Below are 12,025 nucleotides of genomic sequence, written 5' to 3' on the forward strand. Positions count from 1 at the left end.
TTGACTAGCCGCACTGAAAACGCTATTTCAGCAAGCGTTCTGATTCTTCAATCATTAAATCGTTAATACTGGCCTCACGGCGTGCCATAAGCCCCAAATCATTAAACTCCCACAACTCGTTTCCATACGAACGAAACCACTGTCCCTCACCGTTGTGCCATTCATAAAAGAATTTGACTGCGATTCGATGGCTGTCAAAACACCACAATTCTTTTTTCAATTTGTAGTCTTGTTCTCTGTTCCATTTGTCGCTGAGAAACTCAACGATACTGTCGCGGCCTTGTAAAAAGATATCTCTGTTTCGCCACACAGAGTCAGGGGTGTAGGCTTTCGACACTTGTACTGGGTTTTTCGTATTCCAAGCGTCTTCTGCTGCTTGTACTTTCAAAATTGCAGTGTCTTGAGTAAAAGGGGGAGTCGGTAGTCTCTTTTCCATTGTCTTTTCCAATATTGATTGCCGCCTGACATATCGCTTTTTCAGGTTAGGGTATGCTCCGGCAGCGTAAGTTACGGTCCCTTTTATATTGAAAAATCAATGCCAAATATTAAGTTGTTGTTTTTTATGCTTTTATCTATTTTCCCACTTCGCCGAGATTACCATATTTGGTGAAGTTACCAAATATGGTAATTTTATATTGTTTTTTTGTATTTTTTTGCATGGGTTCACTATATATGGTGTTCTTTGGGTGTTAGGCTAACGTTAACACTAATGCCAAAACGTGGAGTCAGTATTGAATGGCCACATCATCAAGCACACTGCAAGCGGTGTTAAACCTCAATTCTTTAATCCTCAATTCTGTGGGAGATGGGGTATATGGGATTGACACTCAAGGTAACACCACTTTTAGTAATCCCGCCGCGGAGGCAATGACAGGGTGGAGTTTGGCAGACTTACAGGGAAAACACTCCCATGATGTTTGGCATCACACCAAAGCGGATGGTTGCCCATACCCCGTCGAAGAATGCCCAATATATGCTGCGTTAAAGGACGGTGTCGTTCATCACGAGGAAGATGAGTTATTTTGGCGAAAGGACGGCACTAGCTTTCACGTTGAATATACCAGCACACCTATGATCAACTCAGGCAAGATAGTCGGTGCAGTTGTTGTTTTTAGAGATATTACCCAACGAAAACAACAAGAAGAACAGCTTAAGCAAGCGCTCGCAACCATACATGAACTGCAACATAAAACGCAGGCCGAAAACGCGTATTTAAAGACAGAGTTACTCGAGCAACATTCGATGGGACGTATTGTCGGTAACCATCAGAAGATGCAGCAGCTATTGCAGGAAGTCAGTCAGGTTGCGCCAACAGATGCCAGTGTATTGATTCAAGGGGAAACGGGTACTGGCAAAGAACTGGTCGCAACGGCAATCCATAACCAAAGTCTCAGGCAAGGTGGCCCATTTATCAAAATTAATTGTGGCGCAATACCTCATAATTTAGTTGAGAGCGAATTGTTTGGGCATGAAAAAGGCGCTTTTACCGGCGCAGATTCGACAAGAGTTGGACGCTTTGAATTGGCCGATAAAGGCACCTTGTTTCTCGATGAAGTGGCGGAACTACCTGCTCAGGTTCAAACAAAACTTTTACGAGTATTACAAGAAGGTGAGTTTGAGCGAGTTGGTGCGAGTAAAACCACTAAGGTCGACGTACGAATCATTGCTGCGACGCATAAAGATCTGAAATCGATGTGCGTAAGTGGAGAGTTCAGAGCGGATTTGTATTATCGAATCGGTGTCTTTCCTTTGCTAGTCCCCCCGCTGAGGGAGAGGCGGTCAGATATCCCTGACTTAATTGCTTCCATTTTGCATAGTTTGTCGGTGAAGCTAAACAAGTCCTTTATGCCGTTGTCCGAAGATATTATGAACCGTTTGCTCCGTTATCCCTGGTATGGCAACGTTCGTGAATTACAAAATGTATTGGAGCGCGCTGCCATTCTCGCGCGAGACAATCATATTCGCATAGACAATCAAGATTTAGTCTCGACAGAGTTAGTTTCTCAGTCCAAGTCTAGTATTAACCAAACTCTTGCTGAAGTAGAAAAGCAGCACATAGAGGCGACCTTGTCTCAAGTTAATGGCAAAATTGCGGGCAAGGGTGGTGCTGCAGATGTACTTGGACTTCACCCTAACACCTTACGCGCTCGCATGATAAAACACGGGTTACTGTAAAAAAGGAAACGCAGTGTGATGAAAAAGTGGTTGTTTCTAGTGCTGGCCTATGTATTTCTGGGATTGGCGCTTATCGGGGTGGTGTTGCCCGGATTGCCGACGGTTCCCTTCTTGTTGTTAGCGGCGTGGTTTGCCGCCCGCGGTTCCGAAAAGTTGCATACTTGGCTTTATGCGCATCCGCATCTAGGGACGTTGCTGATTGACTGGGAACGAGAGGGTGCGGTATCCAGAAAGAGCAAAGTCGTGGCTATTGTTATGCTTATTATTAGCTGGTTGATTTTGTTTAGCCGAGGTATCAGTCCAATTTTACTGACGTGTCTCGCTGTTTTCTTTAGCCTAGTGGCAACGTTTTTATTGACTCGGCCAGAGCCCAAGTCAAAGTTAACTAAATGACGGGGAAGTCAATTAGATGAATACTTTCAATATTGTGTTGCCTATGTTCTCTCATGTCATTTGGGTAGCGTTACTGTACGCAGGACTGACAATGGCAAGAGCCCCAGCAGTTTGGGGGATAGGAAAAACTGTAAATGGCGACAACCCATTAGCGGCGTTAGAACCGCGGTTTTCCGCAAACTTGAAGAATCAATTTGAGTGGCCCATGTTTTTTCATATCGCGTGTGTGCTACTTGTGGTGTTGGTGCCCAAAGTGAGTAACAGTGTCGTGGCAATCGCTTGGGTATTCGTGTTTGGTCGAGTTTTGCACAGCGTAGTACAAATTTGGATTGGCTCGGTGAAATGGCGAGGCGTCGTATTCACCATCAATTTTCTGGCGGTATTAGCCATGTGGACAGTGTTGCTGATGTCGCTTTGAAGGTTGGATTTCACAAACAAAAAAGCCACCGAAAAGGTGGCTTTTTTATCGACGATTGTGTCTGCTAGTATTCAAACATCGCCGAAATCGATTCTTCGTTGCTGATACGTCTTATCGTTTCAGCCAACATCTCAGATAAGGTCAATTGCTTGACCTTATCTAGTGCCTGCATGTCTTTGCTCAATGGGATACTGTCTGTAACGATGATCTCGTCGATAACAGAGTCTTTGAGGTTAACTGCGGCATTACCAGAGAAAATCGCATGAGTTGCGTAGGCGTATACGCGACGAGCGCCGTGTTCTTTTAAAGCATCAGCGGCTTTCGCGAGAGTGCCACCCGTATCAATCATGTCATCAACGATGATACAGTCGCGGTCTTTTACATCCCCGATAATGTTCATCACTTTAGCGACGTTAGCGCGTGGGCGACGCTTGTCGATAATTGCCAGGTCAGTATCATTAAGCAGCTTGGCAGTTGCTCGCGCTCTCACAACGCCACCGATGTCTGGCGAGACAACAACTGGGTCTTGGAAGTCGCGCTTTTTCATGTCCGCGAGTAGAATCGGCGTACCAAAGGCATTGTCTACCGGTACATCGAAGAAGCCTTGAATCTGTTCCGCGTGGAGATCGATAGTAAGGACTCTATCGACACCAACATTTGACAAAAAGTCAGCAACAACTTTCGCTGTAATTGGAACACGAGCAGAGCGGACTCGGCGGTCTTGGCGAGCATAGCCGAAATAAGGAATTACCGCAGTAATTCGGCCGGCAGACGCGCGTCTAAGCGCGTCAATCATCACGATTAGCTCCATCAGGTTATCATTGGTCGGTGCGCACGTAGACTGGATAATAAAAACGTCCGAGCCACGGACGTTTTCATGAATTTCTACGCTGATTTCACCGTCACTGAAGCGGCCGACGCTGGCGTTTCCAAGTTTGGTATAAAGACGGTCGGCAACCTTCTGGGCAAGTTCTGGTACGGCGTTACCTGCAAAGAGCTTCATATCTGGCACAAGTGTTTCCTCAGTGCATTGATAAAGGTGGTGGCTGGGGTAGCAGGACTCGAACCTACGAATGGCGGGATCAAAACCCGCTGCCTTACCAACTTGGCTATACCCCAAAAAATTGGTTTATGTCTACTCAGACGTTCACGGATTTTAGTTTATTTATCAGTGGAGACACATTTACGCCTTTCGCGATAAAGCTTTGCCATTCAGCCGGCAATTTCTGCTGTACTGAATGGGCCGAAATTTCATCGTCAAAAACCGCAAAAACGCTCGCACCGGTTCCCGTCATTCGCGACGGTGCGTAGTGTAGCAACCACTGTAATAATTTTGCAACTTCTGGATGGCGATTAACGACAATTTCCTGACAATCATTGTGGGTTTGATCAAAAGTGTAATCGCTCCACTCGATTGAAGGGGTGTTTCTTGGTAGGTTTGGTAGTTTAAAAATATCAGCGGTACTAACATGAACATTGGGTGTAACGATGAGATAAACATTTTCCTCTGATTCATGTGGCGTGATATTTTCACCGACACCCCCAGCAAAGCCGGATAACCCTCGAACAAATATGGGTACATCGGCGCCCAGTGAGAGTCCCCAGCTTTCCAGTTGTGCTAGCGGGTAGTTAAGCTTCCATATGGCATTTAGTGCAACTAAGGTCGTTGCCGCATTCGACGAACCACCACCGATACCGCCTCCTATGGGTAACTGCTTTTCTATGTGTATTTCGATTCCATAGTCAACATTTGCCTCTTCGCGCAAACGTTGTGCCGCTCGATAGATGAGGTTGTCTTCGTCTGGTACGCCCTCAATCGAGGGGGTGAGTATTATTTGATTGTCCGTACGTTGGCGAAAGCCCAGCCTATCGCCTTGGTCTAACAGCTGAAAATAAGTTTGTAACTGGTGATAGCCGTTATCGTAACGGCCCAAAATGTGAAGAAACAAGTTGATTTTGGCAGGACTTGGCCACCAATCGATCGTTTGAATTTGATTATTCATCGAGTTTATCTGAGACATATCTATTTTTGATGGTTCAGCGTCCAAGCACTGATTCGAATTTTAATCCATTTGTTCGGTATAAAGCGGTGCTGTAAAACAACACTGTGAGGCAACCATATCCCGTCGATTTGACGGTATCGGTCATATCTGATTTCCCACTGTTCACAACGGGTGCAGCCAGGCGTTAATGACGCCACTAAGCCGTCTTCACGCAATACATACTGGTCTTCAGGATTGGGTAAGCCCTTTGTCCAATTTATCAATTGAGTGACGGGAATTGACCAGCCAGTTACCCGACTGATTAATCGGCTAGCGTCGCTGTCTTGGTATGTCTCACCATCGGCTTCTAGTGTGGTTATAGCGTTATCACTTTTCATATCGACTAACGTTATACCCAGTAGGTTAGTGAGCTTAAATTCGAAATTAGCGTTATCCACTTTCCAACGCATTGAAGCACTAAAAGCCTCTTCTTCTTCCTTTAAGGCCATTTTTCCTTTTGCCTGCCATTGATTAATTTCGGCCAAGGTGGCGAGCTGAGCAGGTAAATCTACTGGCCCTGTTGGGCCCCGAGACTGGGTGGCACAACCACCCACAAACAATAAGAGAACAAAGAGTAAATAGCGCATTTCAGTCCATGGCGGCCAGAATCTGCGCTTAAAATATCAGAACTGATTTATCGCTACCAGCAAAGAAGTACAAGTAACCTGTATAGCAAGATGAAAAGCCCGAGTGACAAAACTACGTGCACCGCTTAAGTCACTAATCAGTTGTAGCGATTACACCAATCGCACCACATCACGTGTTTGTGTGCTATATCTACTTTTATTCTAAAGGCCTTTTTCGTACAATGCCGCACCGAATCATATACCGTGGAAATGAATGACTCTGTTAGCCCTAGGAATTAACCATAAAACTGCGCCAGTTGCCCTTCGCGAGAAAGTGGCATTTACACCTGACGCCTTGGTTAAAGCCTTTTCGTCTTTGAAAGAAAGGGACGGGATTGATGAGTCAGTGATTATCTCTACTTGTAATCGCACAGAAATCTATATCAATGGTCAACTGGAACAGTTTGAGCCATTACTCAATTGGTTAGCGGAATTCCATGGTGTATCCGGTGATGAGATTCAGGAAAATAGCTATCAATTACGTCAGCAAGAAGCTATCAAGCATATCATGCGCGTCGCCAGTGGGCTGGATAGCTTAGTACTCGGTGAGCCCCAAATATTAGGTCAAGTCAAGCAGGCATTCAGTGATGCCAAGCACTCAGGGATGGTCGATCAGTCGTTCGATAAGCTGTTTCAACATACCTTTAATGTTGCAAAGCGGGTGCGAACGGAGACGGAAATTGGTGCTAACGCCGTATCGGTAGCGTTTGCGTCAGTGCAATTGGCCAAGCATATTTTCGCCAACCTCTCGAAACGCTCAGTGTTACTAGTCGGTGCTGGTGAGACAATAGAGTTAGTAGGGCAACATTTAAAGGAACAAGGGGTTAAGCACCTTGCTGTTGCTAACCGTACGGTATCTCGCGCAGAATCCCTCGCGTCCCAGTTAGGCGCTGATGTGTACACCTTGGCGCAGTTGCCCGAGCATTTGAAAGACTATGATATTGTCATTAGCTCTACCGCCAGCCAATTGCCATTGATTGGCAAAGGTATGATTGAACGGGCATTAAAACAGCGACGTAACATGCCAATGTTTTTGGTCGATTTGGCTGTTCCTCGGGATATTGAGCCTGAAGTCAATGAGCTCGGTGATGCGTACTTGTACACCGTCGACGATCTGCAACAAATTGTCGAGCAAAACATGGCATCTCGAGAATTGGCTGCACAAGAGGCGGAAAAGCTAGTTGAGAGCCAAGTGAGTAGCTTTGTTAAATGGCAGCAGTCGCGCAAGTCCATCGACTTAGTAAAACAATTCAGGGAACGTGGTGAAGCTCAGCGAGACGAGCTTGTTGAAAAAGCATTAAACCAACTTGCAGAGGGCAAGTCGGCAGAGGCGGCATTACAAGAGTTAGCCTATAAATTAACCAATACCCTCATGCATGGGCCAACCCGCGCATTGAGACAAGCTGCGAGCGATACCGAAACTCAAACGGCAAGGTTACTCGCAGATGCGATGGAGTTGGCATTACCGCCTGTGACATCGTCTGACAAGCACAGTGAATAAGAAATGAAAGAATCAGTAAAATTCAAACTCGAAAATTTGGTAGAGCGCTTCGACGAGGTTCAAGCATTACTTGGTGACCCAGAAATCATTGGCGATCAAGATAAGTTTAGAGCCCTTTCCAAAGAATATGCGCAGCTAGAAGACGTGGTCAAAGGGTTTAATGCGTTCCAGCAGGCCGAAGAAGACTTAGCAATGGCTAACGAAATGTTGGGTGAAGACGATGCCGAAATGCGTGAGATGGCGCAGGAAGAGATCAAAGAGGCAAAGGCAACACTCGAGCGTTTAGAAACTGAACTCCAAGTCCTCCTGTTGCCTAAAGACCCCAATGATGACCATAACTGCTTCTTAGAAATTCGCGCGGGTGCGGGCGGTGACGAAGCTGCTATTTTTGCTGGTGACTTGTTCAGGATGTATAGCCGTTATGCTGAGACCCAAGGCTGGCGAGTAGAACTAGTGAGCGCCAATGAGGGCGAACACGGTGGTTATAAAGAAGTGATCGCGAACGTCAGCGGTGATGGTGCCTATGGCGTATTGAAATTTGAATCTGGTGGCCACCGTGTACAACGCGTGCCTGAGACTGAATCTCAAGGTCGTATTCACACTTCGGCATGTACAGTTGCTGTGCTACCTGAAATTCCTGAATCTGAAGCCATCGATATCAACCCTGCTGATTTGCGTGTGGATACGTTCCGCGCGTCGGGGGCGGGTGGTCAGCACGTCAACAAAACAGACTCAGCGATTCGTATTACTCACTTGCCGACGGGTGTCGTTGTAGAGTGTCAGGACGAACGCTCGCAGCATAAAAACCGTGCGAAAGCGATGAGCGTTCTACAAGCTCGATTGAATCAAATCGAGGAAGAAAAGCGCGCTGCAGAAGAAGCGACAACGCGTCGTAGCTTGGTAGGCAGTGGTGACCGCTCTGAACGTATTCGCACCTACAATTTCCCTCAGGGCCGAGTGACAGACCACCGCATCAATTTAACGTTGTACAAACTGGACGAAGTCATCGCGGGTGACCTGAATGCCCTTGCTGAGCCGATTCGCCAAGAGCACCAAGCAGACTTGCTCGCATCTTTGGCTGACGATTAACCTGTGACCTCTCGTACTATTGCCCAATCGCTGGATTGGGCAACCCAAGTGCTGCAAGGCGGTGATAGCCCTAAAACTGATGCCAAAGTGCTATTGGCTCATGTCATCGATAAAACCTCTACCTACTTATTCACTTGGCCAGAGTCCATCGTTTCAAGCGACGATTTTGCACGTTTTGAAACCCTGGTTAGGCGCCGGCGTCTCGGAGAGCCAGTCGCGTATATCATTGGTTACCGCGATTTTTGGACATTGCGTCTCGAAGTGTCCACCGCGACCTTGATCCCAAGGCCAGAAACTGAGTTGCTTGTCGAATTGGCCATTGACAAAATCAGTGATGGCGACCAAGTATGTGATTTGGGAACAGGCACAGGGGCGATTGCGTTAGCCATTGCAGCCGAATGTAAAAGTTCTCATGTATTAGGCATCGACCGAATCCCTGAAGCGGTTGCATTGGCGACCCGAAACGCAAAAGCGAATGCCATCACCAATGCAGAGTTTATCCAGAGCAATTGGTTTGATGCGGTGGGGGCTAAAACCTTCAATGTCATTGTATCCAACCCACCTTATGTCGAACCCGACAGTCCCTATTTAACTCAAGGCGATGTGCGCTTTGAGCCCTTATCTGCATTGACTGCGGAAAAAGCGGGGCTGGCCGATATCGAATTCATCAGTCAGCGCGCGAGTGTCCACCTGAAAGTGGGGGGCTGGCTGCTATTTGAACACGGTTTTGAACAAGGTGAGGCTGTTGCACGTATATTATTGAATAATGGCTATGAGTGTATTGAGACTTTTAAAGATCTCAATGGCTTGGACCGCATTACGGTAGGCAAGCGCAAAGCTTGCGAATAATATTACATCCAGTACTATGCTGTTTGGAACATTAACGTGCAGGAGCTTTTTTGAGTATGAATGACGACTTCTTGTTTGCTGAAGACGACGATGAAATCGAAGTCGAGGAGCTAGGTCATTGGAAAATACTCGTCGTTGATGATGAGCCTGAGGTTCATGCGGTGACTAAACTTGCATTGAGCGATTTTGTGCTAAATGAAAAGTCACTGACATTCTTGAGCGCCTATAGCGGCGAAGAAGCAAAAGCGATATTCCGAGAGCACGATGACATTGCTGTTGTGCTGCTGGACGTGGTGATGGAAACCGACGATGCTGGTTTGATGGTTGCGGACTATATTCGCAACGAACTCGACAACCATTTCACGCGCATCATCTTGCGCACCGGCCAACCCGGCCAAGCCCCAGAGAAAGACGTAATCATTAACTATGACATCAATGATTACAAATCCAAAACCGAATTAACTGCTCAAAAGCTATTCACCGTTATCATAGCTGCACTGCGTTCCTATCGAGATATTGTCGTTATTGAAGAGAGCCGCGCGGGTTTAGAAAAGATCATTGACGCGTCGGCGAATTTGTTTAGTTCGCGATCGCTAGAAAAGTTTGTAAAAGGCCTGATTCAGCAAATGGCCTCCATTTTGGGCTGCTCTCGCGACGCGGCCTATATTACTTCGGCGGTGGCAACGCCTGAGCCTATTTCGAACACAAATTTAACTGAATTGTTCGTCTTCGCTGGTAATGGCGAATATGCCGACAAAGAAGGTATGTTGCTGTCGACCGTGTTGTCCAACGAAGAATATGACTCGTGTAAAAAAGCACTGAGCGAGCAGGCGATTGTTTACGGTGAAGATCACATAGTGGCGTATTGCAGTAGTAAGACTGCAAAGGGATCACTACTTTACCTTTCTGGTTTACCTCGCAAAATTAGCGAAACAGACAAAAAACTCGTAGAAGTGTTTTCCGAGAATGTACAAATCGCATTTGAGAATGTCTTGCTCACCAGTGAGATTGAAGAAACGCAATCGGAGATTATTGACCGATTGGGCAAAGCGCTAGAGCATCAATCCTGTGGTGAAAACCACTACAAGCGAATGGTATTGATGGCGCAAAGATTAGGTGAGGGAGTCGGGCTCAACCCAGAACAGATTGCGTTGCTCAAACTCGCAATCCCACTTCATGATGTCGGCAATTCAAGAGTGCCCGAAGCGATACTGAACAAGCAAGGTCCGTTAACTGAAGACGAAATTCACGAAATTCGCAAGCACGCTGAATTTGGCTACCAAATCCTCAAAGACTCTGACAAACCCACAATTCAACTGGCTGCTAATCTTGCCAGAGAACATCACGAGCGCTGGGATGGCAACGGTTATCCAGATGGGATACAAGGTGAACAAATCCGCATCGAAAGCCGGATTGCGACGCTTGTGGACGTGTTTGACGCCCTAATGAATGAACGGCCCTATAAAGAGGCATGGGATGTAAAGCAGGTGCAGGCAACCTTGCTTGCCGAGCGTGGTAAACACTTTGATCCTGTACTCGTTGATTATGTCTTAACGCATATTGACGACTTTATTGCGATACAACAACACTACGCTGGTTGAACCTTGTAATACTGCACAAATAGCCTGAATCATCAGGCTTTTTTAATAACGATAATAAAAGGCACTCACTATGTACATGATGGCTAAACACCTTCACCTCACCGCCGTGGCGTTGAGCATCATTCTCTTCATTCTTCGCTTTGTATGGTCACAATTTACCCCCGATTTCTTGCAGAAAAAATGGGTTAAAATTGTCCCGCATGTCATTGATACTGTGCTACTCGGTAGCGCGCTTTGGCTGTGTACCATCATCTCACAATACCCGTTTGTGGATGGTTGGGTAACATTCAAGGTCATTGGTGTATTGGCCTATATCATTATGGGTATGCTCGCGCTTAAATGGGGGCGTACGGTTACAATGAAGTGGGTGGGCTTTATCGGTGCACTCGCTTGGCTTGCAGTAACGGCAAAAATTGCTATTACGAAGCAAGTATTTTTCTTTTAAATTGGATTGTTAAGCTATGTCATATTCTGAACAGGTGATTAATGTCGGCGGCGTCGACGTTGCCAATCATCTTCCCTTCGTACTCTTCGGTGGTATGAACGTACTCGAGTCCCGTGATTTGGCAATGAAAATTGCCGAGCACTACGTAGAGGTCACTCAAAAATTGGGGATTCCTTATGTATTTAAGGCGTCTTTCGATAAAGCAAATCGTTCGTCTATCACCTCTTTTAGAGGGCCGGGTATGGATGAAGGCTTGAAAATTTTTGAAGAGATCAAATCGACGTTCAATGTACCTATCATCACTGATGTACACGAACCCTTTCAAGCCAAACCCGTTGCAGACGTTGTTGACGTGATTCAATTGCCAGCATTTTTGGCCCGACAAACTGATTTAGTGGTGGCGATGGCGGAAACCGGTGCGGTAATCAATGTGAAAAAGCCGCAGTTTTTGGCCCCACATGAAATGCGTCATATCATCAAGAAGATCGGTGAAGCAGGTAATGACAAGGTTATCCTGTGTGAACGCGGTTCTTGCTATGGTTACAACAATTTAGTGGTTGATATGTTGGGAATGGACGCGATGAAATCATTTGCCCCCGTAATTTTTGACGCGACTCATGCACTGCAAATGCCTGGTGGTAGAGAAACTTCTGCTGACGGCCGTCGAGCACAAGCGGCTCAGCTCGCGAGAAGCGGTATGGGTTTGGGCTTAGCGGGTCTTTTCATAGAAGCGCATCCTGACCCTGATCAAGCTATGTGCGATGGCCCATGTGCATTGCCATTGTCAAAACTTGAGGCGTACCTTGAACAAATGAAATCGTTGGATGATTTGATAAAAGGTCTACCGGCGTTAGATACCAGTAATCAATAAGGAAGGTTTCACAGA

At 46.4% G+C, this 12,025-nt stretch carries 13 protein-coding genes and 1 tRNA gene; 9 read left to right on the forward strand and 5 right to left on the reverse strand.

Features of this window, described 5'->3' with window-relative positions; all coding sequences use genetic code 11:
• Nucleotides 1-22: 22 nt before the first annotated feature.
• Nucleotides 23-436: a nuclear transport factor 2 family protein gene (locus AC27G9_RS00315; protein ID WP_487069841.1), complete on the reverse strand. Its 414-nt coding sequence runs from the start codon at nt 434-436 to the stop codon at nt 23-25.
• 299 nt (nt 437-735) lie between these two features.
• On the opposite strand from AC27G9_RS00315, the gene AC27G9_RS00320 reads away from it, so the two are divergent.
• From AC27G9_RS00320 to AC27G9_RS00330, 3 genes are read left to right on the forward strand one after another with little or no spacing between them, the layout of a single operon-like run.
• Nucleotides 736-2,175 carry a sigma-54 interaction domain-containing protein gene (locus tag AC27G9_RS00320; RefSeq protein ID WP_487069843.1) on the forward strand — a complete coding sequence of 480 codons (1,440 nt, stop codon included), beginning with the start codon at nt 736-738 and terminating at the stop codon, nt 2,173-2,175.
• A gap of 18 nt (nt 2,176-2,193) precedes the next feature.
• Entirely contained in the window at nt 2,194-2,568 is a 375-nt protein-coding gene (locus AC27G9_RS00325; protein ID WP_487069845.1) for a YbaN family protein, read from the forward strand.
• A 16-nt stretch (nt 2,569-2,584) separates the two neighbouring features.
• Nucleotides 2,585-2,986 (forward strand): MAPEG family protein, encoded by a 402-nt coding sequence (locus tag AC27G9_RS00330; RefSeq protein ID WP_487069847.1) that lies wholly within the window; start codon nt 2,585-2,587, stop codon nt 2,984-2,986.
• 64 nt (nt 2,987-3,050) lie between these two features.
• Here AC27G9_RS00330 and AC27G9_RS00335 read toward each other — a convergent pair whose 3' ends face one another.
• The 4 genes from AC27G9_RS00335 to lolB form a co-directional block, all read right to left on the reverse strand.
• On the reverse strand, nt 3,051-3,989 hold the full coding sequence (locus AC27G9_RS00335; protein WP_487072021.1) for a ribose-phosphate pyrophosphokinase: 939 nt from the start codon (nt 3,987-3,989) through the stop codon (nt 3,051-3,053).
• 40 nt (nt 3,990-4,029) lie between these two features.
• Nucleotides 4,030-4,105: transfer RNA gene (locus AC27G9_RS00340), tRNA-Gln, on the reverse strand.
• A 20-nt stretch (nt 4,106-4,125) separates the two neighbouring features.
• A complete protein-coding gene (gene ispE / locus AC27G9_RS00345) occupies nt 4,126-4,989 on the reverse strand; it encodes a 4-(cytidine 5'-diphospho)-2-C-methyl-D-erythritol kinase (protein WP_487069849.1) in 864 nt (287 codons plus the stop codon).
• A 20-nt stretch (nt 4,990-5,009) separates the two neighbouring features.
• Nucleotides 5,010-5,615: a lipoprotein insertase outer membrane protein LolB gene (lolB, locus tag AC27G9_RS00350; protein WP_487069851.1), complete on the reverse strand. Its 606-nt coding sequence runs from the start codon at nt 5,613-5,615 to the stop codon at nt 5,010-5,012.
• 253 nt (nt 5,616-5,868) lie between these two features.
• Here lolB and hemA point away from each other — a divergent pair, with 253 nt between their 5' ends.
• The 6 genes from hemA (at nt 5,869) to kdsA (ending at nt 12,010) form a co-directional block, all read left to right on the forward strand.
• Nucleotides 5,869-7,155, forward strand: coding sequence for a glutamyl-tRNA reductase (gene hemA, locus AC27G9_RS00355; RefSeq protein ID WP_487069853.1), 1,287 nt, complete (start codon nt 5,869-5,871; stop codon nt 7,153-7,155).
• Between the two features lie 3 nt (nt 7,156-7,158).
• Nucleotides 7,159-8,244, forward strand: coding sequence for a peptide chain release factor 1 (gene prfA, locus AC27G9_RS00360; protein WP_487069855.1), 1,086 nt, complete (start codon nt 7,159-7,161; stop codon nt 8,242-8,244).
• Nucleotides 8,245-8,247: 3 nt separating this feature from the next.
• Nucleotides 8,248-9,093: a peptide chain release factor N(5)-glutamine methyltransferase gene (prmC, locus tag AC27G9_RS00365; RefSeq protein ID WP_487069857.1), complete on the forward strand. Its 846-nt coding sequence runs from the start codon at nt 8,248-8,250 to the stop codon at nt 9,091-9,093.
• A 56-nt stretch (nt 9,094-9,149) separates the two neighbouring features.
• Nucleotides 9,150-10,694 carry a DUF3369 domain-containing protein gene (locus AC27G9_RS00370; RefSeq protein WP_487069859.1) on the forward strand — a complete coding sequence of 515 codons (1,545 nt, stop codon included), beginning with the start codon at nt 9,150-9,152 and terminating at the stop codon, nt 10,692-10,694.
• A 70-nt stretch (nt 10,695-10,764) separates the two neighbouring features.
• Nucleotides 10,765-11,139 carry a SirB2 family protein gene (locus AC27G9_RS00375; protein ID WP_487069861.1) on the forward strand — a complete coding sequence of 125 codons (375 nt, stop codon included), beginning with the start codon at nt 10,765-10,767 and terminating at the stop codon, nt 11,137-11,139.
• A gap of 16 nt (nt 11,140-11,155) precedes the next feature.
• Nucleotides 11,156-12,010 carry a 3-deoxy-8-phosphooctulonate synthase gene (gene kdsA, locus AC27G9_RS00380; protein ID WP_487069863.1) on the forward strand — a complete coding sequence of 285 codons (855 nt, stop codon included), beginning with the start codon at nt 11,156-11,158 and terminating at the stop codon, nt 12,008-12,010.
• The last annotated feature ends 15 nt before the right edge of the window (nt 12,011-12,025 follow it).

This window comes from Alteromonas sp. 5NS40-0096 (assembly GCF_057544385.1).